The sequence below is a fragment of the Streptomyces sp. NPDC002276 genome (assembly GCF_053891435.1).
Genome location: NZ_JBSFCQ010000006.1, coordinates 420742 through 441399, shown reverse-complemented (window position 1 = coordinate 441399; position 20658 = coordinate 420742). Strand labels below are relative to the sequence as shown.

The 20658-nt window shown below is 71.2% G+C and carries 23 protein-coding genes; 12 read left to right on the top strand and 11 right to left on the bottom strand.

The window, feature by feature from the left end; translation table 11 throughout:
• The first annotated feature begins 160 nt into the window (after nt 1–160).
• From ACWIHT_RS18870 to ACWIHT_RS18850, 5 genes are all read left to right on the top strand, one after another.
• The gene (locus ACWIHT_RS18870) at nt 161–1150 is read left to right on the top strand and encodes a DEDDh family exonuclease (protein WP_456169226.1); all 990 of its coding nucleotides are present in this window, start codon (nt 161–163) and stop codon (nt 1148–1150) included.
• A gap of 94 nt (nt 1151–1244) precedes the next feature.
• The gene (locus ACWIHT_RS18865) at nt 1245–1478 is read left to right on the top strand and encodes a hypothetical protein (RefSeq protein WP_456169225.1); all 234 of its coding nucleotides are present in this window, start codon (nt 1245–1247) and stop codon (nt 1476–1478) included.
• A gap of 145 nt (nt 1479–1623) precedes the next feature.
• Entirely contained in the window at nt 1624–2418 is a 795-nt protein-coding gene (locus ACWIHT_RS18860) for an SURF1 family cytochrome oxidase biogenesis protein (RefSeq protein WP_456169286.1), read from the top strand.
• 69 nt (nt 2419–2487) lie between these two features.
• Entirely contained in the window at nt 2488–4275 is a 1788-nt protein-coding gene (locus ACWIHT_RS18855) for a glycoside hydrolase family 15 protein (RefSeq protein ID WP_456169224.1), read from the top strand.
• 5 nt (nt 4276–4280) lie between these two features.
• Nucleotides 4281–5036, top strand: a complete 756-nt coding sequence (locus ACWIHT_RS18850) for an SDR family oxidoreductase (protein ID WP_456169223.1) — start codon at nt 4281–4283, stop codon at nt 5034–5036.
• A 7-nt stretch (nt 5037–5043) separates the two neighbouring features.
• Here ACWIHT_RS18850 and amaP read toward each other — a convergent pair whose 3' ends face one another.
• The 5 genes from amaP to ACWIHT_RS18825 are packed head-to-tail and all read right to left on the bottom strand — an operon-like array spanning nt 5044 to nt 7417.
• Nucleotides 5044–5622, bottom strand: a complete 579-nt coding sequence (gene amaP, locus ACWIHT_RS18845; RefSeq protein ID WP_456169222.1) for an alkaline shock response membrane anchor protein AmaP — start codon at nt 5620–5622, stop codon at nt 5044–5046.
• Nucleotides 5623–5627: 5 nt separating this feature from the next.
• Entirely contained in the window at nt 5628–6302 is a 675-nt protein-coding gene (locus ACWIHT_RS18840) for a DUF6286 domain-containing protein (protein WP_456169221.1), read from the bottom strand.
• The gene (locus ACWIHT_RS18835; RefSeq protein ID WP_456169220.1) at nt 6299–6691 is read right to left on the bottom strand and encodes a hypothetical protein; all 393 of its coding nucleotides are present in this window, start codon (nt 6689–6691) and stop codon (nt 6299–6301) included. Before ACWIHT_RS18835 ends, ACWIHT_RS18840 begins: the two co-directional genes overlap by 4 nt.
• Nucleotides 6688–6873 carry a hypothetical protein gene (locus ACWIHT_RS18830; protein WP_019060657.1) on the bottom strand — a complete coding sequence of 62 codons (186 nt, stop codon included), beginning with the start codon at nt 6871–6873 and terminating at the stop codon, nt 6688–6690. The genes ACWIHT_RS18835 and ACWIHT_RS18830 overlap by 4 nt, the downstream gene beginning before the upstream one ends.
• Before the next feature lie 58 nt (nt 6874–6931).
• The gene (locus tag ACWIHT_RS18825; RefSeq protein WP_019067435.1) at nt 6932–7417 is read right to left on the bottom strand and encodes an Asp23/Gls24 family envelope stress response protein; all 486 of its coding nucleotides are present in this window, start codon (nt 7415–7417) and stop codon (nt 6932–6934) included.
• A gap of 87 nt (nt 7418–7504) precedes the next feature.
• Here ACWIHT_RS18825 and ACWIHT_RS18820 point away from each other — a divergent pair, with 87 nt between their 5' ends.
• A complete protein-coding gene (locus tag ACWIHT_RS18820; RefSeq protein WP_456169219.1) occupies nt 7505–8311 on the top strand; it encodes a nucleopolyhedrovirus P10 family protein in 807 nt (268 codons plus the stop codon).
• A gap of 28 nt (nt 8312–8339) precedes the next feature.
• Here the strand turns inward: ACWIHT_RS18820 and ACWIHT_RS18815 are convergent, their stop codons facing one another.
• The 3 genes from ACWIHT_RS18815 to ACWIHT_RS18805 form a co-directional block, all read right to left on the bottom strand.
• Nucleotides 8340–9152, bottom strand: a complete 813-nt coding sequence (locus ACWIHT_RS18815; protein WP_456169218.1) for an enoyl-CoA hydratase/isomerase family protein — start codon at nt 9150–9152, stop codon at nt 8340–8342.
• Between the two features lie 117 nt (nt 9153–9269).
• Nucleotides 9270–9488: a helix-turn-helix domain-containing protein gene (locus ACWIHT_RS18810; RefSeq protein ID WP_019060653.1), complete on the bottom strand. Its 219-nt coding sequence runs from the start codon at nt 9486–9488 to the stop codon at nt 9270–9272.
• A gap of 350 nt (nt 9489–9838) precedes the next feature.
• Complete coding sequence (locus ACWIHT_RS18805; protein WP_262061918.1) at nt 9839–11437, bottom strand: ABC-F family ATP-binding cassette domain-containing protein; 1599 nt, start codon at nt 11435–11437, stop codon at nt 9839–9841.
• A 241-nt stretch (nt 11438–11678) separates the two neighbouring features.
• Between ACWIHT_RS18805 and ypfJ the strand changes: the two genes are divergently transcribed.
• Both ypfJ and ACWIHT_RS18795 read left to right on the top strand, forming a co-directional pair.
• On the top strand, nt 11679–12569 hold the full coding sequence (ypfJ, locus tag ACWIHT_RS18800; RefSeq protein ID WP_456169217.1) for a KPN_02809 family neutral zinc metallopeptidase: 891 nt from the start codon (nt 11679–11681) through the stop codon (nt 12567–12569).
• Between the two features lie 133 nt (nt 12570–12702).
• Nucleotides 12703–13128, top strand: a complete 426-nt coding sequence (locus ACWIHT_RS18795) for a VOC family protein (protein WP_456169216.1) — start codon at nt 12703–12705, stop codon at nt 13126–13128.
• Nucleotides 13129–13134: 6 nt separating this feature from the next.
• On the opposite strand, the gene ACWIHT_RS18790 is transcribed toward ACWIHT_RS18795, so the two are convergent.
• The 3 genes from ACWIHT_RS18790 to ACWIHT_RS18780 form a co-directional block, all read right to left on the bottom strand.
• Entirely contained in the window at nt 13135–14538 is a 1404-nt protein-coding gene (locus ACWIHT_RS18790; RefSeq protein WP_456169215.1) for a hypothetical protein, read from the bottom strand.
• A 168-nt stretch (nt 14539–14706) separates the two neighbouring features.
• Nucleotides 14707–15834: an alpha/beta hydrolase family protein gene (locus ACWIHT_RS18785; protein WP_456169214.1), complete on the bottom strand. Its 1128-nt coding sequence runs from the start codon at nt 15832–15834 to the stop codon at nt 14707–14709.
• Between the two features lie 348 nt (nt 15835–16182).
• A complete protein-coding gene (locus ACWIHT_RS18780; RefSeq protein ID WP_456169213.1) occupies nt 16183–16926 on the bottom strand; it encodes a class II aldolase/adducin family protein in 744 nt (247 codons plus the stop codon).
• Nucleotides 16927–17122: 196 nt separating this feature from the next.
• Between ACWIHT_RS18780 and ACWIHT_RS18775 the strand changes: the two genes are divergently transcribed.
• The 4 genes from ACWIHT_RS18775 to ACWIHT_RS18760 all read left to right on the top strand — a co-directional run bounded on the left by ACWIHT_RS18775 (nt 17123) and on the right by ACWIHT_RS18760 (nt 20640).
• Nucleotides 17123–17884 (top strand): lysozyme, encoded by a 762-nt coding sequence (locus ACWIHT_RS18775; RefSeq protein ID WP_456169212.1) that lies wholly within the window; start codon nt 17123–17125, stop codon nt 17882–17884.
• A 98-nt stretch (nt 17885–17982) separates the two neighbouring features.
• Nucleotides 17983–19251, top strand: a complete 1269-nt coding sequence (locus ACWIHT_RS18770; RefSeq protein WP_456169211.1) for an anion permease — start codon at nt 17983–17985, stop codon at nt 19249–19251.
• Between the two features lie 49 nt (nt 19252–19300).
• On the top strand, nt 19301–19522 hold the full coding sequence (locus tag ACWIHT_RS18765) for a hypothetical protein (protein WP_456169210.1): 222 nt from the start codon (nt 19301–19303) through the stop codon (nt 19520–19522).
• Nucleotides 19523–19782: 260 nt separating this feature from the next.
• A complete protein-coding gene (locus ACWIHT_RS18760) occupies nt 19783–20640 on the top strand; it encodes a helix-turn-helix domain-containing protein (RefSeq protein ID WP_456169209.1) in 858 nt (285 codons plus the stop codon).
• Nucleotides 20641–20658: the final 18 nt, after the last annotated feature.

Sequence of the window (20658 nt, the reverse complement as noted above, 5' to 3'; positions counted from 1 at the left end):
CCTTCGTAGGCCGTCATCCGTCAGGCGGGCAGCACGCTTGCACCGGGCGGGCAAAAGGTCCATAGCCACGCGCGCGTGCGTTCGGCGGACCCGAACGGGCGGGCGGGACAAGGCACCTGAGGGACAGGGCTGTCAGTGACGGCCCGTATCCTCAATGACCATGCTCGAAGACCACTCGCCCGCAGTGTCCGCAGCCGCTCCGTGGCCGGCCGCGTATCCCCAGGGGTATGCGGTAGTTGACGTGGAGACCACCGGTCTGGCCCGGGACGACCGGATAATCTCCGCGGCCGTCTACCGGCTGGACGCGCTCGGCGAGGTCGAGGACCACTGGTACACGATGGTCAACCCGGAGCGCGATCCCGGCCCCGTGTGGATCCACGGTCTGACGAGTGACGTACTGGAGGGCGCGCCCCTCTTCAAGGACATCGCCGAGGAGTTCGCGACCCGCCTGGAGGGCCGGGTGCTGGTCGCGCACAACGCGGTCTTCGACTGGCAGATGATCGCGCGGGAGTACGCGCGCGTGCAGATCGAGCCCCCGGTCCGGCAGCGGCTGTGCACCATCGCGCTGTCGAAGGAGCTGAGCCTCCCGCTGCCCAACCACAAGCTGGAGTCCCTGGCGGCGCACTTCGGTGTCGTGCAGCAGCGCGCGCACCACGCGCTGGACGACGCGCGCGTGCTCGCCGAGGCGTTCCGGCCGAGCCTGCGGGCGGCGGCGAGCAGCGGCGTACGGCTGCCGCTGCACGAGTGCCGGCCGCTGACCGAATGGACCGCCGACCGGCCCGCGCCCCGGATCGGCCAGCAGTCCGGGGGCTACAGCGGCTACGGGGCGGGCAGTTGGCGTCCCGCGCGCAAGCGGCCCGCGTGCCCGTACCCGAACCCGGGGCGGTTCGAGGACGGCAAGCCGCTCAAGCAGGGGATGCGGATCGCGTTCTCCGGGGACACGTCGATCGAGCGAGAGCTGCTGGAGGACCGGGCCGTGGAGGCCGGGCTGCATGTCGCCACGAGCCTGTCCCGGCTGACCAGCCTGCTCGTGACGAACGACCCGGACTCGGGCACCTCGAAGGTGGTCAAGGCCCGCCAGTTCGGCACACCCGTGGTGGACGAGGCGGCCTTCGGGCAACTGCTCCGGGATGTCGAGCAGGCGGACTGAGCGCGCCGCGGAGAGCCGTACGGACGGGTGATTGGGGCGCGACTCGCCCCGCGTCCGCTCGCCCGTGCCGGGCGGACGGCCCACCCTGTGGCGCATGGCGAGATGTGAAGTGTGCGGCAATGACTACGGCATGAGCTTCGAGGTGCACGCGCAGGGCGCGGTACACGTCTTCGACTGCTTCTCGTGCGCGATCCATCGCATGGCCCCGATCTGCGAGCACTGCCGGGTGCAGATCATCGGCCAGGGCGTGGAGGTCGAGGGCCACTGGTTCTGCGGCGGCCACTGTGCGCGGGCGGAGGGGATGGTGGGGATCGTCGACAAGGTGTGAGCGTGCTCCCCGCCTGCGCGGGGGTGATCCACGGTAGACCGCTCGACCGTGCGACTCGGTCGCGTGCTCCTCGCCGCTGCGGGGCTACGGCCCTCGACGGGACCCTCCCGTCGAGGGCCGATCCGTGCCAGGTACCGTCAGTGTGGTGTACCGCTTCCTGATGTCCCGGCAGTGGGTGATCCTCGCGTTGATCACCCTTCTCCTGATCCCCACGATGATCAGGCTGGGCATCTGGCAGATGCACCGCTACGAGATGCGCAGCGCCCGCAACCAGTTGGTCGCGAACGCGCTGCACGCCAAGCCGGTCCCCGTGGAGCAGATCAGCACCCCCGGGCACGCGGTGACCCGTACGGAGAAGTACCGCACCGTCACCGCGACGGGCACCTTCGAGACCTCCAAGGAAGTCGTCGTCCGGCGCCGCACCAATGACGACGACGAGGTCGGCTTCCATGTACTCACCCCGTTCGTATTGACGGACGGCAAGGTGGTGTTGATCAACCGTGGATGGATCCCGGCGACCGGCGCACAGACCGCCTTCCCGAAGATCCCCGCGCCGCCGAGCGGCAGGACCACGATCACCGGGCGTCTGATGGCCGACGAGACGACCGCGGCGAGCGGCATCAAGGACATCAAGGGCCTGCCCGACCGCCAGATCATGTTGATCAACAGTGCGGAACAGGCGAAGCGGCTCGGCGCCCAGGTGCTCGGCGGCTATGTCGAGCAGACGGCGCCCGAGGCGAAGGGCGGCACCCCGGAGCAGATCTCCGACCCGGGCAAGGAAGACGCCCCGCTGAACTACGCGTACATGATCCAGTGGTGGCTGTTCGCGGCGGCCGTCCCGGTCGGCTATGTCGTCCTGGCGCGGCGCGAGGCCCGCGACCGCCGGGAGGCGGCGGCCAAGGAGCAGGACACGGAGCAGGCCGAACCGGCGACGGTCTGACCCGCCGCTCGTCACCCGCCCGGCCCCGAACCTTGATTGCGTGGTCCATACTCCGGGAACCCGCACCCCGTGCACCCACGTATCGAGGACTACGCCCTCATTGGCGACGAACAGACCGCGGCCCTGGTCGGCATGGACGGCTCGGTCGACTGGCTGTGTCTGCCGCGCTTCGACTCGGCGGCCTGCTTCGCCCGACTGCTCGGTGACGAGGACAACGGCCACTGGCGCATCGCCCCCAAGGGCGCCGACCGCTGCACCCGCCGCGCCTACCGCCCCGACACCCTGGTCCTGGACACGGAGTGGGAGACCGCCGAGGGGGCGGTGCGCGTCACCGACCTGATGCCCCAGCGCCACCGCGCCCCCGACGTCGTACGCGTCGTCGAAGGCCTGAGCGGCAGGGTCACCGTCCGCAGCACGCTCCGCCTGCGCTTCGACTACGGCGCGGTCGTGCCGTGGGTGCGCAGGTCCGACGGGCACCGGGTGGCCGTCGCGGGCCCCGACTCGGTGTGGCTGCGCAGCGAGCCGGAGGTGCGCACCTGGGGCGAGGACTTCAGCACCCTCTCGGAGTTCACCGTGGAGGCCGGGCAGAAGGTCGCCTTCGTCCTCACCTGGCATCCCTCGCACGAGCCGCGTCCGCCGCTCGTCGACCCGTACAAGTCGCTGCGGCACAGTGTCGCGGACTGGGAGCGCTGGGCGGCCCGCTGTCGCTACGACGGCCCCTACAGGGACGCTGTCGTGCGTTCCCTGATCACCCTCAAGGCCCTCACCTACCGTCCGACCGGTGGCATCGTCGCCGCGGCCACCAGTTCGCTGCCCGAGGAGATGGGCGGGGTACGCAACTGGGACTACCGCTACTGCTGGCTGCGCGACTCCAGTCTCACCCTCGGCGCCCTCGTGGCCGCGGGCTACCACAAGGAGGCCGAGGCCTGGCGCGACTGGCTGCTGCGCGCGGTCGCGGGCGATCCGGCGGACCTTCAGATCATGTACGGCGTGGCGGGCGAGCGGCGGCTGCCCGAGTTCGAGCTGCCACACCTGACCGGCTTCGGCGGCTCGGCCCCCGTACGGATCGGCAACGGCGCCGTCAACCAGCTCCAACTCGACGTCTACGGGGAGGTGATGGACTCCCTGTGGCTGGCCCGGCGCGCGGGTCTGTCGCCCAAGCCGCACATGTGGTCATTGCAGAGCGTCCTCCTGGAGTGGCTGCGCGCGCAGTGGCAGCAGCCCGACGAGGGCCTCTGGGAGGTGCGCGGCGGGCGCCGGCACTTCGTGCACTCCAAGGTCATGGTGTGGGTGGCCGCCGACCGGGCCGTACGCACTCTGGAGGAGTACGCCGACCTCCCGGGGGACCTGTCGGGCTGGCGCGAGCTGCGGGACGCGGTGCACAAGGACGTGTGCGAGAAGGGCTTCGACCCGGTGCGCAACACGTTCACGCAGTACTACGGGTCGCAGGAACTCGACGCGGCCCTGCTGCTCATCCCCCGCTTCGGTTTCCTGCCGCCCGACGACCCCCGGGTCGTCGGCACGGTCGACGCGGTCCGCGCGGCGCTGGGCCACGACGGCTTCGTACGCCGCTACGACACCGCGGCCGACACTCCCGTGGACGGGCTGCCGGGCGACGAGGGCGCCTTCCTGGCGTGCTCGTTCTGGCTCGTGGACGCGCTGCACCTGACGGGCCGTACGAAGGAGGCCCGGGTGCTGTTCGAGCGTCTGGTGGGGCTCGCGAACGACGTGGGGCTGCTGGCGGAGGAGTACGACCCGGTGGCCGGCCGTCAACTGGGCAACTTCCCGCAGGCGTTCAGCCACATCGGGCTGGTGAACACCGCCCTCGCCCTGTTCGGGGACGAGAAGGCAGGATAGGAACCATGGATCTTGGACTGAAGGACCGCGTGTACGTCGTCACCGGGGCCACCCGTGGACTGGGCAACGCCGCCGCGCGCGAGCTGGTGGCCGACGGCGCGAAGGTCGTCGTCACCGGGCGGGACCAGCAGCGGGCCGCCGAGGCGGCGGCCGGACTGGGGCCGAACGCGGTGGGCGTGGCTGTCGACAACGCCGACGAGGACGCGCCGGCCCGGCTGATCGCCGCCGCGCGGGAGCACTTCGGGGGCTTCGACGGCATCCTCGTGAGCGTCGGCGGGCCGCCGCCCGGGTTCGTCGCGGACACCACCGACGAGCAGTGGCAGGCCTCGTTCGAGTCGGTGTTCCTGGGCGCGGTACGGCTCGCCCGCGCGGCGGCCGGGGAACTGGAGGCGGGCGGGGTCATCGGCTTCGTGCTGTCCGGTTCGGTGCACGAGCCGATCCCCGGGCTGACGATCTCGAACGCGCTACGGCCCGGCCTGGCCGGTTTCGCCAAGTCCCTCGCGGACGAGCTGGGCCCGCGCGGCATCCGTGTCGTCGGACTGCTGCCCGCCCGCATCGACACGGACCGCGTGCGCGAGCTGGACGGCCTCTCCGCGGACCCGGAGGCCACCCGCGCGGCCAACGAGTCGCGGATCCCGCTGCGGCGCTACGGGACGCCGGACGAGTTCGGGCGTGCGGCCGCGTTCCTGCTGTCGCCAGCGGCGTCCTATCTGACGGGGATCATGCTGCCGGTGGACGGCGGGATACGGCACGGATTCTGACGCACCGTCAACTGACCCGCTCCGCGCGGTGCTTGACCCCCGTCAGCTGTACCTCCGTAGGGAGTGCGTCCAGGCCCGCCGAGTCGCGGGCGTGGGCCAGGGCGTTGGCCGTCAGGTGATCGAGGGCGACTCCGGGGTCCACGTGGGGTTCCAGGCTGAGCTGGACGCGGGCCTCGGGTGCCGTGCGGGTGCCGGCGAGCCGCACGTGCGCGTGGGCCACGCCGTCCAGGTCGCCCGCGTCGGTGGCGAGGACGCCTTCCAGGGCCCGGCCCCTCAGCAGCGCACCCTCGCCGTCGCCGGTGCGGACGGCGACCTCGGTGAGCCGACGCCGCCGTAGCACCGCGACGAGCCACCACAGGGCCAGCAGGACGAGGACCGCGAGCGCGGCGAGGACCGTCGGCCACCACCAGCCGTCGGACCGCCAGCGGGTCCGCTGCGCGTCACTCAGCAGGACGTCGTGGCGCCCGTCGTGGATCCACCACGACGGTGGCTTCACGCCGAGTCCTGCGGCCAGCACGGAGCCGCCGAGCACGAGCAGCGCGAGCCCCACGACACCGATCACCACGCGGTTGACGACCCTCAGCACCGCGCTCACCCCTTCCGTCCGGGATGGCCCACGTGCAGCGACAGGGCGAGCGGCCGGGCCAGCCCGAGCCCGGTGATCGCGTCGCTGAGCACGGCGTCCAAGTCGGCTCGTACGTCGTCGAGTTCACGGAAATGGGACACCGCGCGGACATCGGCTTTCGTCCGGCTCGTCCTTACTCGGACCGACTGCACGCCCGAGACCTCCATGGCCCGGTCGCGCAGCACCATCGCGGCGGCGGCGCGTCGCAGGCCGGCCCGGACGTCGGCGTGGGTGCGGCGCATCGGCAGCACCTGGCGCAGGCCGGGCGTGAGTGCGAGCACGATCAGCCAGAGGCCGAGAGCGGCGGCGATGCCGGCGCCGACGAGGACCCAGGTGTCGTCCAGGGGCCGTTCGGCGAGTTGCCGGGTCAGTTCGCGGCGCCAGTGCGCGGCGGGCCGCTTGGCGCGCACGGCGGTGATGTCGTAGAGCAGGGCGCCCGCGCCGACGAGCAGCAGGACGGCAACGATCCCTGCGGGGACGCGGCGCGTCGACCAGAAGCGGCCGTCCTTGCCGCCGCCGTCGACCAGGGGTGCGGGACCGCGGTCCGCCGCCGGGTCGTACCCGCCGTGTCCGGGGTCGGTCTCCTTCTCGATGACCGGTAGTCGTTGGGTCGTGCCTTCGGAGCCCTGGGGCTCGCTCATCGCGTCCTCCCCTGTGCCGCGCGGTGTGTCTGTGCCGGATGCAGCCGTTCCACCTGGACGGCGACCTCGGGCACCTCCATGCCCACCAACGCGCGTACCCGCTGAACCACCTGTCGACGCACCCGAAGACAGCGGTCGCCGATGTCGCAGGGATAGTCGAGTTCGAGGTGCACGCGCACGCGTGCCGTGTCGTGGTGTACGACCACGGTGGCGTGCGGCGGCGCGGCCTCCGGGGGCAGCGGTCCCAGCGCCTCGCGTGCGGCCTGCGCGGCGATCTTCGCCACGACCCGGTCGGCGATCCGGGTGGCGCCCCGCTCACCGCGCGGGACGGCCGCCAGGGGTCTGCCGCGTTCGTCGACCGCGCCGTCCCCGCCGCTCACGGACGTCACCGCCGCCGGTCGTCGCGCGAGCGGAAGAAGTCGCCGAGTTCCAGGTCCCCTTCGAGGAACCGGCCGACGACGAACCCGATGGCGCCCAGGGCGGCCACCAGCAGGAACGCGCCGAACCCGCCGAAGTATCCGGCGAAGCCCAGCGCCATTCCGGCGATCATGCCGACCACGGCCCTGCTCATCCTGCGCTCCTCAGCTCGTTCGTCGGCCCGCTGTCCATGGGTTCATCCGTCGGTTCGGTCACTGGAGACGGGGCTCCGGCTCGTCGTCCTCCTCGTCGGGCAACTTCACGTCGCTGACCGCGATGTTGACCTCGACGACTTCGAGGCCGGTCATCCGCTCCACGGCCGCGATGACGTTCTCCCGTACGGCCCGGGCCACATCCGCGATCGACACCCCGTAGTCGACGACGATCTCCAGATCGAGGGCGGTCTGCACCTCGCCGACCTCGGCCTTCACGCCCCGGGACACCGACTTCGAACCGCCGGGCACCCGGTCGCGCACGGCTCCGAAGGTGCGGGACAGCCCGCTGCCCATGGCATGCACGCCCAGGACGTCCCGGGCGGCCAGCCCGGCGATCTTCTCCACGACCCCGTCGGCGATGGTGGTACGCCCTCGGGACGCCGGGTCGCCTCCGCCGCGTTTGGTGGGGGTCTTCCGGGTCTGTAGGGGCTCCCTCTCGCCGTCGGGGTCCTGCGTCCGGTTCCGCTCCGTCATGTCGGTCATCGCCGTACGTCCCTTTCGGTCGTCGTCCTTCGACCACGGTAAGTGCGGTTGCATTCTCCCGCGCCGGGGATGCGGCAGGCTGGAGGAATGACGGCGGACGCGTGGACTGGGAATCAGGGGCGGCGCGCAGCGCCTTCGAACAGGGCGGTGGTGGGCGACGGGCGGGCGGTACGGCAGCAGTTGGGGCTCGGCAGGCTGTTGCCCCTGGGTGACCGGCGGGACGGCGCGTGGATCGCGGAGCGGGCGGCGGAGGCCGTGCTGCGGGGCGTGGCGGAGCACGTACGGGGCGTGCGGCTGGGCGCGCTGCGCGTCGCGCTCGCCGATCCGGAGGACGTGTACGAGCCCGCCGTACCACCACCGCCGGGGGCCCTGCCGCCCGGGCCGCTGCGGATCACGGCCGACTTCGCGGCCGTGGCGACCGACCCTCTTCCGGCGACCGCTTCCCGGCTGCGCGCGGCGCTGGCGACGGCCGCGGCTGAGCGGCTCGGGCTGGTGGTGACGGAGGTTGATCTACAGGTGACAGCCCTGCTGGACCACATGGACGATGTTGACCATGTGGACGATGTGGATCATTCCGCCGCCGACATTGACCACATTGATGAAATCGACCTGATGGTCAATGTTGACGACGGCGGCGAGTCCCTGATCGTCGCAGCCGTGCTCCGCGCCCCCGGCGTGGTCCGGCTGACCGGTGCGTTGGGCGGGCTGGGGCGGGCGGTGCACATCGAGGAACGGCAGGGTGAAGGCGCGCTGCCACGCCTGCACGCGCGCGTGGAGATCGCCGTACGCGCGGACCACCGGGCCCTGGATGTGGCCCGGGAGGTCCGCGCGAGGGCCGGCGAGGTGCTGCCCGGTCACCCGACCGTGGCGGTGCTCGTCACGAAGATCGACTGAACCAGGATCGGCCGAGGACTTAGAGGACTTATTCGCCGACGCCGGCGAGGTCCCGCAGCCGTCGGGCCTGGGCGGCGCGCTCGGCGGCGCGCTGGTCGTCGTACGCACGCCCCTGGACGCCCTGGAGCAGCGCCTTGGTCTCGATGACGGCGTCGCGCGGCGCGGCCAGCAGGGCTGTCGCCAGATCGCGTACGGCGTCGTCGACCTGGTCGGCGGGCACGGCGATGTTGGCCAGGCCGGTGCTCACCGCCTCCTCGGCCGCGACGAAGCGCCCGGTCGCGCAGATCTCCAGCGCGCGGGCGTAGCCGACGAGCCCCACCAGGGGGTGGGTGCCGGTCAGGTCGGGCACCAGTCCGAGGCTGGTCTCGCGCATGGCGAACTGCACATCGTCGGCGACGACGCGCAGGTCACAGGCGAGGGCGAGCTGGAAGCCGGCCCCGATGGCATGCCCCTGCACGGCGGCGATGGACACGATGTCGCTCCGTCGCCACCAGGTGAATCCCGCCTGGTACCCGGCGATGGCCTCGTCCAGCACGGCGTCACTGCTGTGCGCGAGGTCGATGAACGACGGCTCGCCGTCGAAGCCCTCGGGCGTGAACGCCTGCCGGTCGAGTCCGGCCGAGAAGGACTTGCCCTCGGCACGCAGCACCACGACTCGGACGGAGCCCGGCAGCAACCGCCCGGCCTCCGCCAACGCCCGCCACAGAGCAGGACTTTGAGCGTTGCGCTTGGCCGGGTTGGTCAGCGTCACCGTGGCGATCGCGTCGTCGACGGTGAGCCGTACGCCGCCCTTGTCGAGTACGGGACCGAGGTCCTTGTCGTCCTGTTCGGGCGAAGCCATGGGGCGCCTCCGATGTGTGCGGTCAACAGAGCAGAGCTAAGTGACTGCACAGTAACCACCCGGCCGGTCAGTCATCCGACCGGGTGGTCACCATCGAAGCCGTTGAGCCGCTCGGGGTCAGGCCGAAGCCTTCTTGCCCCGGGTCGCCCCGCCACGCCCACGGAGCGTGACGCCCGACTCACTGAGCATCCGGTGGACGAAGCCATACGAGCGGCCGGTTTCTTCGGCCAGCGCCCGGATGCTCGCACCGGAGTCGTACTTCTTCTTCAGGTCTGCCGCGAGCTTGTCGCGCGCGGCGCCGGTTACCCGGCTGCCCTTCTTCAGAGTCTCGGCCACCCGTGCCTCCTCATGGGAAGTGCGCTCTTGGTCTCCTCATGATCACCCCTCCAAGCGTTCATGGCCACCCATTCGGCAAGGTCCGTGAGACAAGGTTTTGACGACAGGAGCGCGTCCCCACAAGTGGAATGTGAAATTCCATACGGCCGTATCCGCACGGTCGAACGAGTTGCTCCGCGAAATACCTGGTCAGAGACGCGGAACGGCCGAGCCCTTGTCGATAAAGGACTCGGCCGGAAAATCGATGTACGACACACCTCGGTACGAGGAGATCTCACACAGATGGTGGATCACCGGTAGGCCGAATGATCCATACGCCGTGGATCAAGCATTCGATCAAGCCGCTTCGATCAGGCCAGGGCGATGAGATCCGCGTAGTCCGCGCCCCACAGGTCCTCGACTCCGTCCGGCAGCAGGATGATCCGCTCCGGTTGCAGCGCCTCCACGGCACCCTCGTCGTGGGTGACGAGAACGACGGCACCCTTGTAGGTGCGCAGCGCCCCGAGGATCTCGTCGCGGCTGGCCAGGTCGAGGTTGTTCGTCGGCTCGTCCAGGAGCAGGACGTTCGCCGAGGACACCACCAGGGTGGCGAGCGCGAGGCGGGTCTTCTCGCCGCCGGAGAGGACCCCGGCGGGCTTGTCGACGTCGTCGCCGGAGAACAGGAACGAGCCGAGCGTCTTGCGGACCTCGACCAGGTCCAGGTCGGGGGCGGCGGAGCGCATGTTCTCCAGGACCGTGCGCTCCGGGTCCAGGGTCTCGTGCTCCTGCGCGTAGTAGCCGAGCTTGAGGCCGTGCCCCTCGATGACCTCGCCGGTGTCGGGCTTCTCGACACCGCCGAGGAGCTTCAGGAGGGTCGTCTTGCCGGCGCCGTTCAGGCCGAGGATGACGACGCGCGAGCCCTTGTCGATGGCCAGGTCGACGTCGGTGAAGATCTCCAGGGAGCCGTAGGACTTCGACAGACCCTCCGCCATGAGCGGGGTCTTGCCGCAGGGCGAGGGCTCCGGGAAGCGCAGCTTGGCGACCTTGTCGGAGACGCGTACCGCCTCCAGCCCGGCGAGCAGCCGGTCGGCACGCTTGGCCATGTTCTGCGCGGCGACCGTCTTGGTGGCCTTGGCGCGCATCTTGTCGGCCTGCGAGTGCAGGGCGGCGGCCTTCTTCTCGGCGTTCTGCCGCTCGCGCTTGCGGCGCTTCTCGTCGGCCTCGCGCTGCTGCTGGTAGAGCTTCCAGCCCATGTTGTAGACGTCGATCTGCGCGCGGTTGGCGTCCAGGTAGAACACCTTGTTGACGACGGTCTCCACGAGGTCGGCGTCGTGGGAGATCACGATGAAGCCGCCGCGGTACGTCTTCAGGTAGTCGCGCAGCCAGACGATCGAGTCGGCGTCGAGGTGGTTCGTGGGCTCGTCGAGCAGGAGCGTGTCCGCGTCGGAGAACAGGATGCGGGCCAGCTCGATACGGCGCCGCTGACCGCCGGAGAGCGTGTGCAGGGGCTGGCCGAGCACCCGGTCGGGCAGGTTGAGCGCGGCGGCGATGGTGGCGGCCTCGGCCTCGGCGGAGTAACCGCCCTTGGTGAGGAACTCGGTCTCCTGGCGCTCGTACTGGCGCATGGCCTTGTCGCGGGTGGCGCCGCTGCCGTTGGCGATGCGCTGTTCGTTCTCCCGCATCTTGCGGATCAGGGTGTCCAGGCCGCGCGCGGAGAGGATGCGATCGCTGGCGAGCACGTCCAGGTCGCCGGTGCGGGGGTCCTGCGGGAGGTAGCCGACCTCGCCGGAGCGAGTGACGGTGCCGCCGGCGGGCTGTCCCTCACCGGCCAGGACCTTGGTCAGGGTGGTCTTGCCGGCGCCGTTACGGCCGACCAGACCGATGCGGTCGCCCTTGGCGATGCGGAAGGTCGCGGACTCGATGAGGACACGGGCACCGGCGCGCAGCTCGATACCGGAGGCGGAGATCACGGTCAGACTCCAGAGCGGGGTCGTAGGCGGAAGGGGCGGCTGAGGACGTTCCCGCCGTCTAATGCGCGAGGAGAATGGCCATGGGCCAAGTCTAACGGGGCGATGCAAGCGCTTTTCCGGTGCGCGGGTGTGTTCGGCGCCACGAAGGGCGTCCCCCGTTCGGCCGCTCGCCCGGCGCCCCCGCGCGGGCTGCGGGCGAGGATGGGCGCCAGGGGGTCCACACGCGCGGAGAGCGGGGCCCATGCAGTTCGACGACGATGCCGATCTGGACACCTCCGAGGTGCAGGACGTGCGCGGCAGCCGGATTCCGGGCGGGCGCGCGACCGTGGGCGGGGGCCTCGCCGCGCTGATCGCACTCCTCCTGGGGCTGTTCTTCGGCGTCGGCCCCGACAACCTGGGGTTGTCGTCGGGCGGTGACGCGCCGGCGGCGACCGCGTCCTCGCTGGCCCAGGTGCAGTCGTCCTGCCGTACCGGACAGGACGCGAACACCAAGGAGGACTGCCGCATCGTGGCGGTGGTCAACAGCGTGCAGGACTTCTGGGCGCAGGAGTTCCAGCGGCGCAGCGGGACCTACACCCGCTCCCCCACGGTCTTCTTCAGCGGGCAGGTCGCCACCGCGTGCGGGACGGCGACCTCGGCGGTGGGGCCGTTCTACTGTCCCGGCGACCGGAAGGTCTATCTGGACTTGGGCTTCTTCGACGAGCTGCGGACGAAGTTCGGCTCCAGTGGCGGCCCGTTCGCGCAGGCGTATGTCGTGGCCCACGAGTACGGGCACCACGTGCAGGACCTGATGGGCACGCTGAGCAGGTCGCAGGACGGACGGACCGGCGCGAACAGCAACGCGGTGAAGGTGGAGCTACAGGCGGACTGCTACGCGGGGGTCTGGGCGCATCACGCGACGACCACGAAGGACGAGTCGACCGGACGGCCGCTGATCACCAGCCTCACGGAGGCCGACATCCGCGACGGCCTGGACGCGGCGGCGGCCGTGGGCGACGACCGGATCCAGGAGCGGTTCCAGGGCCGGGTCACGCCGGAGACCTGGACGCACGGATCGGCGGCGCAGCGCCAGCAGTGGTTCCACCAGGGTTACCAGACCGGGGACATGGCGCGGTGCGACACCTTCCGCTGACGGCCGGGAGGCCGGTGCGCGGGGCGTTGTCAGTGGCGGGTGCAAGACTCGTCGAAGCGGTCAAAGCAGCAGAAAAAAGCGAAAGCATCCGACGCACAAGGAAATGCACACGACACACAAGGAAGTGATCGGCATGGCAGGCAAGGACAGCGGGCGTCCCAGCATCTACCCGTCCCTGCTGTACACGGACGCGAAGGCGGCGATCCGGCAGCTCACGGAGGCCTTCGGCTTCACCGAACTCGCGGTGTACGAGGGCGAGGACGGCTCGGTGACGCACGCCGAGCTGGTGCAGGGCAACGGCGCGGTGATGCTCGGCTCCAAGGGCCGCGGCGGCCGTTTCGACGAGGCGATGAAGAGCGCGGGACCCGTCGGGGTGTACCTCGTCGTGGACGACGTCGACGCCCACCACCGACGGGCCGTGGAGCACGGCGCGGAGATCCTGACGCCCCCGACGGACCAGGACTACGGATCCCGGGACTACGTGGCCCGGGACATCGAGGGCAACATCTGGAGCTTCGGTACCTACGCCCCGGAGATACCGGGGCCGGCAGGCGCCTGACCCCTCCTAGCTGCCCCCTGTGTGCACCTGGAAGGCGGCCCGGCGCACGGCCTTGGCCAGCGCCGGGTCGGGGTGGGCCGCGGCGAGCGCGACCAGGACCTGCACGGTGCGCGGGTGGCCCACGGCACGCACCTCGTCGAGGAGCATGGGGACGGTCGGCTGGATCGCGGACTCCAGGTGGCGCACGAGCAGCGGGGCCTCACCGTGGTCGGCGACCGCGGCGGCGGTGTCGACCCACATCCAGGTGGCCTCTTCACGGGTGAGGACCTCGTGGGCGTCCTCCGGGTCGATCCCGTCGTGCTCCGCCAGCCACAGCAGGGCGTACGGCCGCAGTGTCGCCTCGTCCACCGCCGCGCGGACGTCGGGCTCGGCGGGGGCGCCGACGACGCGCAGCGCCTCGAAGGCGAGGCCGCGCAGCAGGGCGTCCTCACCGCGGGCGGCGTCGATCAGCTGGCCGACCGCGCTGCCCACGGTGCGGGCGGCGAGCCAGGCGCGGTACTCGGCGCGGGCGGCGTTCGGGCGGAGCTGGGAGCAGCCGCGGAGCATGTTCTCGGCGGACTGCTCGATGTTCCCGGCGGGGCTCTGCGCGGCCACGCAGATCTGCTCCAGCTTGACCCAGACCGCCCAGCTGCCGAGCGGGGTGAGGGTGGCCTGGGCGTCGCCGTAGGTGAGGGCACCGACGGAGGCGAGGGCGTGCAGGGCCCAGTCGAGGAGGGGGTCGAGAGGGGCATCGGCGGCGGCCGGCGGCTGCTGGACCGGCTCGGGCTGCGGGCCGTAGGGGATCTCGCAGCGCTCGGTGCGCAGTTCGGTGACGCGCTGTTCGAGGAGGTCGAGGAGCTGGGCGACGGGGACGGGCCCGGCGGACAGCTGGAGGAAGGAGAGCACCTGAGGCATGGCCGAGACGACCTCGGCGACGGCTGAGGGCTCGTGCTCCCGGGGTTCCGGGTGGGCGAGCGACCAGGCGTCGAAGAGGGCGACCCAGCCGCGCAGTACGGCGCTGTCGTCGCGGTCCCAGGCGCGCAGCCGCCAGCCGGGGCGGGCGCTGTCGCCGTGCACCTCGACGAGGCCGGCGAGGCGGGCGGTGTCCCAGTCGGCGCGGACCTGGGCCGGGGTCAGACCCAGGTCCTCGGCCGCGAGTTCGGCGGTCGCTTCGGAGAGGGTGCCTTTGCCGTCGGGGCTCGCGCCGTCACGGCCGGGTCGTAGTGCGGCGTCGGCCCAGTGGGCGACGCGGGCCGCTCCGGCGAGGCCGGAGCGTGCCATTCTGGCCAGTTCCGCGGGGGCCGGTGTGCCCTCCGGAGGGCGGGGTGCGGGGCGGCGCGAGCGCCGCTGGTTCATCGCTCGGGGGGCGGCGGCCAGGGGTCGCGGGCGGACGAGTCGAAGCCTGGAGTCGCGCGGGATACGGGACGTCACGGGTGCAGTCTTCCGGTTGACGGTCCGAAAACCCAAACGGAATGTCACGGCGGGCGACGGGGAGGGCCAAGGGAGGGGGTCCCGCGGGCTGCTGGGGGCCTGGTTCAGGCCAGTGGTACAGGGCTAAACGGAAGGTCGGAGGGGGGTGGGCCGGTGAGTGGGCCGGGGTCACATCAGCGGAGTCAGGAAGCGGCGCAGGATCTCCTCGTAGGTTGCCGGGTCGGCGTTCCACATGGCGCTGTGCGGGGCCCGGGCGACCGGCTGGAGGGTGATCAGGTCGGGGCGGCGGGCGGCGAGGCGGCGGGAGAGGGACCAGGGGGCGACGGTGTCGTCGGGTCCGTGGAAGATCAGGGTCGGGACGGTGAGCCGGGCGGGGTCGGCGGCCTCGGCGATGCGGTCGCCGTGCAGACCGGTGCGGCCCTGGGCGGCGCGGACCGCGAGCGGCAGCAGCGCGCCCGGGGTGTGCCGGGCGGTGGCGAGGGCGCGCAGCGTCGTCTCCCAGTCGAGCACCGGCGAGTCCAGCACCAGTCCGGAGACGCGGTCGCGCATCCCGGAGTGGGCGGCGGCGCGCAGCGCCATGGTGGCGCCGGTGGACCAGCCGTACAGGACGACGTGCTCGGCGCCGTAGCGCACGGCGTAGCGGATCGCGGCGTCCAGGTCGCGCCACTCGGTCTCGCCGAGATGGCCCAGGCCGTCGGGGTTGCGGGGTGCGCCGAGGTCGCCGCGGTAGGAGGGGGCGAGGACCGGGAAGCGGTTGCGGTGCAGGAACTCCATGACGTTCAGGGTGAGTTCGCGGGTGGCGGCCAGGCCGTGCACCGCGATCACCCAGGTGCCGCGCGCTCCGGGTACGAACCAGGCGGGCAGCGAGCCGAGTTCGCCGGGGATGTCGATGTCGGCGTGGTCGAGGCCGAGGGCGGCGCTCGGGTTGCCGATGTGGACGTTGGGGGTGAGCCACACCTTGTCGCGGGGGTGCAGGGTGCCGTGGGTGACGCGTTCGAGGCGGCGTACGACGGTGTCGGCGGAGTGGGACGCCGTGTCGATGACTGGGCCGACGACCGCGTGGGAGCCGTCACCGGCGAGGCCGTAGGTGCCGGGGCGCAGGGAGGCCAGGTCGCGGGTGAGGGTGATCTGTCCGGCGGCGGTGGCGTGCACCGTGAGCCGGGGTTCGGTCGGCAGGGGGCGGCCGGGCGGCGCCTTGAGTGCGGCGTCGCTGGCGTACCGGCCGGCGGCGACGCCCACCGCACCGGCCGCGAGGGCCACGGAGACGGCCGCGGCCGTCGCTTTGACTGTGCGCACGGCTCCAGTGTCCCGGCGGACCGGGCTACCGGCCAGCGGGAGGAGGCGCCCGGTGGACACGAGCCCTGGAGGAACCAGGGCGGGGCGGGAGCAGCCGCGTCGGCCGTCCCGGTTCGGTCGGCCCCGCCGACCCCGCCAGCCCGTCGACCGACCTCAGCCCACCACCCCCGGTCAGCGCACCCGACCCCGCCAACCCAGCCGCCTCGCCGACCCGCCGCCCCACCGCCCCGCCAACCCCACCGCCCCGTCAACCAACCTCAGCCCACCACCCCCGGCCAGCGCACCCCACTCACCCCGCGCACCCCACTCACCCCACTCACCCCGCTCACCCCGCTCACCCCACTCCCGTCACCCCCGCCGCTGCCCGTACCCCCGCAACCGCTCCCCCGCCTCAGCGACCTGCTCCCCCGACAGCAGCGTCGGCGACAGCCCCGGTACCGACGACGCCGTCAGCCACAGGCGGCACATCCACTCCAGCTGGGCCGTGCGGTCGAACGCCTGGTCCAGGGAGTCGCCGTAGGCGATCGTGCCGTGGTTCTGGAGGAGGCAGGCGGAGCGGTCGGCGAGGGCGTGGAGCATGTTCTCCGCCAACTCCTCGGTGCCGTATGTCGCATACGGGGCAACCCGGACCGGGCCGCCGAGGGCGCCGGACATGTAGTGGACCGAGGGGAGTTCGGGGACGAGGGTCGAGACGGCCGTCGCGTGGACGGCATGGGTGTGGACGACGGCCTGGGCGTCGGTGCTGCGGTAGACGGCGAGATGCATGGGCAGTTCGCTCGTCGGGAGGAGGGTGCCGAGGACCTGTCGGCCGTCGAGGTCGACGCCGACCGTGTCGTCGGGTGTCAGCCGGTCGTAGCGGACACCTGAGGGTGTGACCAGGACGATGTCGCCGACGCGCGCCGAGACGTTCCCGGAGGTGCCGACCACCAGGCCGTCGGACACCGTCCGGCGGGCCGTCACGACGAGTTCGTCCCAGGCGTCCGCCTCCTCGGCGTGCACCCGCCGCCGCCACGGCTCCCCCACAGCCCGTGCGTCCTCCCGGGCATCCGGCCCGCCCCGCTTGCCCCGCTCGTCCCGCCGCCGCTCAGCCATGCCGCGATCCTGCCAGCCGGTTCCCCAACACGCGCTCGGGCCGGGGCACTTTAAGCCGGAAGCCACACATCCGAAAGAGTACATATAGGCATGCAACACCCACTCAAGCCGCTTGGCTGGAGACCGATCGGCGTCGACAGATCTTCCAATAGCCTCTGGGGGATTTGTCGTGCACGTCGCCATTCCCGGGGGAAACATGGCCCGTGATCGCAAACCGCCCCGCCACCGCGCCCGCCTCACCGCGGTCTCCATGACCGCCCTGGCCGTCGCCGGAGTCGCACTCGTCGAGATCCCGGCCTCGGCCGCGCGCCCGGTCGCGGACCCCGCCAAGGGCCACGACGTCTCCTCGCACCAGAAGAACGTCGACTGGCCGAGCGCGAAGGCGAAGGGCGCCACGTTCGTCTACGTCAAGGCGACCGAGTCCACCGACTACGTCAACCCGTACTTCGCCCAGCAGTACGACGGCGCCCGCACCGCGGGCATCATCCGGGGCGCGTACCACTTCGCACTTCCGAACAAGTCGTCGGGCGCGACCCAGGCCGCGTACTTCGTGGCGCACGGCGGCGGCTGGAAGGCGGACGGCTGGACGCTGCCGCCGGCGCTCGACATCGAATACAACCCGTACAACGGGAGGCACGGCTGCTACGGCCTGAGCAAGGCGAAGATGGTCGGCTGGATCAAGGCCTTCAGCGCCGAGGTGAAGCGCGAGACCGGCCGCCGTCCGGTGATCTACACGACCGCCCACTGGTGGAACACCTGCACGGGTGGCAGCACCGCGCTGGCCTCGACACACGCGCTGTGGATCGCCCGCCACGAGTCGGCGGACGCGGGCTCGCTGCCCGCCGGCTGGTCGTACTGGACCTTCTGGCAGTACGGCAACAGCGGGAGCCTGCCGGGTGATCAGAATCTCTTCAACGGGACGACGAGCCAACTGAAGAAGTTCGCCCGGGGTTACTAGCCCGTACGGACACCCCAGAGACCCTCCTAGTTCACTTTCCGTTCATCCAGGTTGCCTACGGTCAACGCGCCAATGACCTCGAACGATTGCCTGGGTAAATGGAAAGCTTCTCGCTGATTCTCGCGATTGTGGTGATCACCGCACTCGCGTTCGATTTCACGAACGGTTTCCACGACACCGCCAACGCGATGGCCACCACCATCTCGACCGGTGCACTCAAGCCCAAGGTCGCGGTGGCCATGTCGGCCACCCTCAACCTGGTGGGCGCTCTTCTCTCCGTGGAGGTCGCCAACACGATCTCCAAGGGCCTGGTCGACGAGAGCGGCATCCGTCCCGAGGTCATCTTCGCCGCCCTGGTCGGCGCGATCCTCTGGAACCTGGTGACCTGGCTCGTCGGCCTGCCGTCCAGTTCCTCGCACGCCCTCATGGGCGGTCTGATCGGCGCCACCATCGCCTCGGCCGGCACCGGCGCGGTCCACGGCGACGTCCTGGTCACCAAGGTGCTGCTGCCCGCGGTCGCCGCCCCGATGGTCGCGGGCGTCGCGGCGCTGCTCGCCACCAGGTTCTCGTACGCACTGAGCAGGAACGCGGAGGGCGCGAACGGCAAGGCCGCCGACAAGGGCTTCCGTGTCGGCCAGATCGCCTCGGCGGGCCTGGTCTCGCTGGCCCACGGCACGAACGACGCGCAGAAGACGATGGGCATCATCACCCTCGCGCTGATCGCCGGCGGTTCCATCGCCCCCGACTCGGACCCGCCCACCTGGGTCATCCTCTCCGCGGGCCTCGCCATCGCGATGGGCACCTACATCGGTGGCTGGCGCATCATCCGCACCATGGGCAAGGGCCTGACCGACCTCCGGCCGCAGCAGGGCTTCGCCGCCCAGACCAGCGCCGCCGCGGTCATCCTGGCCTCCTCGCACATCGGCTTCTCCCTCTCCACCACGCACGCCGTCTCCGGCTCGGTGATGGGCGCGGGCCTGGGCCGCAAGGGCGGGGTCGTCCGCTGGTCGACCGCGACCCGGATGTTCGTCGCCTGGGGTCTGACGCTGCCGGCCGCCGCGCTGGTCGGCGCGCTCGCCGAGTCCGTGACCGACCTCGGCGACTGGGGCACCGCGCTGGTGGCCGTCTTCCTGGTCGCCTCCAGCACCGCGATCTGGCTGCTCTCCCGCCGCCAGGTGGTCGACGCCTCGAACGTCAACGAGTTCGAGGAGCCGGCCGGCGTGGTCACCACCGCGATCGCCGCCGTCACCCCGCCGCCCCCGTCGGTCGCCCTCTCCGAGGGCCTCACGGCGACGATCCCCTCGCCGCCCACCGCCGTGAAGTCCGACCCGGCGACCCCGGCGCCCCCGCCGGCCGCCGCCGTCTGAGCCGGACACCCGGTCCCCCGGCCCCCCGGTCACTCAAGGAAGCAGGAACATGGACATCGACTGGGCAGCCCTCGGCTCCGTCTTCGGCGTCAGCCTCGTGGCCACCGTGGCCCTGGTGGCCGTCTTCACCCTCGGCATCACCGCCCTCTCCCGCCGCGAACGGGCCACCGCCCAGGGCGACTCCGCGCCCCTCGCCCTGACCGGCGCGTACGCCTGCTTCGCGGCCTGCGCGGCGGCGGTGGCGTACGGGATCTACATCATCGTGGCCTGACCTGCCGTCAGCACCGACCGTGCCCCCTGGACATCACGTCCGGGGGGCACGGTTTTGTATTGCCGTCCCGACCCTTGGTCATCCTTGCTATGGTCTGCGTCACATTGGAACGTACCGAATCGACATGTGTCATACTGAGTACTACTCGACCGACAATCATCTATACGGATAGCAGCCAAAGAACGGGTATCTATCCGCCGCTGTCGCTTCGATGCCTTCCGATCCGCCCATGCATCGAGCAGCACGGAAGAAGGAAAGCCATGGCCAGGGAAGTCGATCCGAGCCTCAACCGCCGCAGGCTCCGCATCGAGCTACGCCGAGCCCGTGAAGCAGTCGGCTTGACCCAGCGCGACGCAGCCGAGGCCGTGGAATGGTCGTTGTCCAAGATCATCCGAATCGAGGCGGGCACCGTCAGCGTGTCCGTCACCGACCTGCGCGCACTGCTCCAGCAGTACGAGGTCACCGACGAGACCCTGATCGCCGAGCTGGAGGAGGCGGCACGCGGATCGAAGGGCCAGTCGTGGTGGGCGCCGTACGCCGACCTGGTCAGCCCGCAGTACGCCCAGTACCTGGGATACGAGAGTTCCGCGACCACTGTCCAGGCGTTCAACCCGCTGGTCGTACCCGCCCTGTTGCAGACAGAGGACTACGCCTCGGCGCTGATGAAGGGCCAGGCCGTCGAGTCCCAGGTCCGCCGGGCGGTCGAGCTCAGGACCGCCCGTCAGGAACGCATCTTCGAGCAACCCGACGGTCCACGGACCTACTTCATCGCCGACGAGTCCACGCTCCGTCGGTATGTCGGCGGTCCCTCCGTGATGCGGCGCCAACTGGAGCACGTCAAGGCGATGGCCCACCACCCCCAGGTGAGCCTGCAAGTCCTTCCGTTCACGGCGGGCTCCTTCTTCGGCACAACCGCGCCTTTCGTGCTCCTCGCGTTCAAGGACGACGACGACCTGCTCTACATCGAGGGCAGTACCGGCAGCGTGGCCAGCCGTGACGACCTCGAACTCATCGCCCGTTACCAGGAGAGCTACGCGGAGATCAGCAGCGCCGCGTACGAAGGTGATCAGGTCATCGAACTGATCGACGAGATCATCACAGGCATGCGTTCCAGCTGAGCCCGGGACGACGACGTC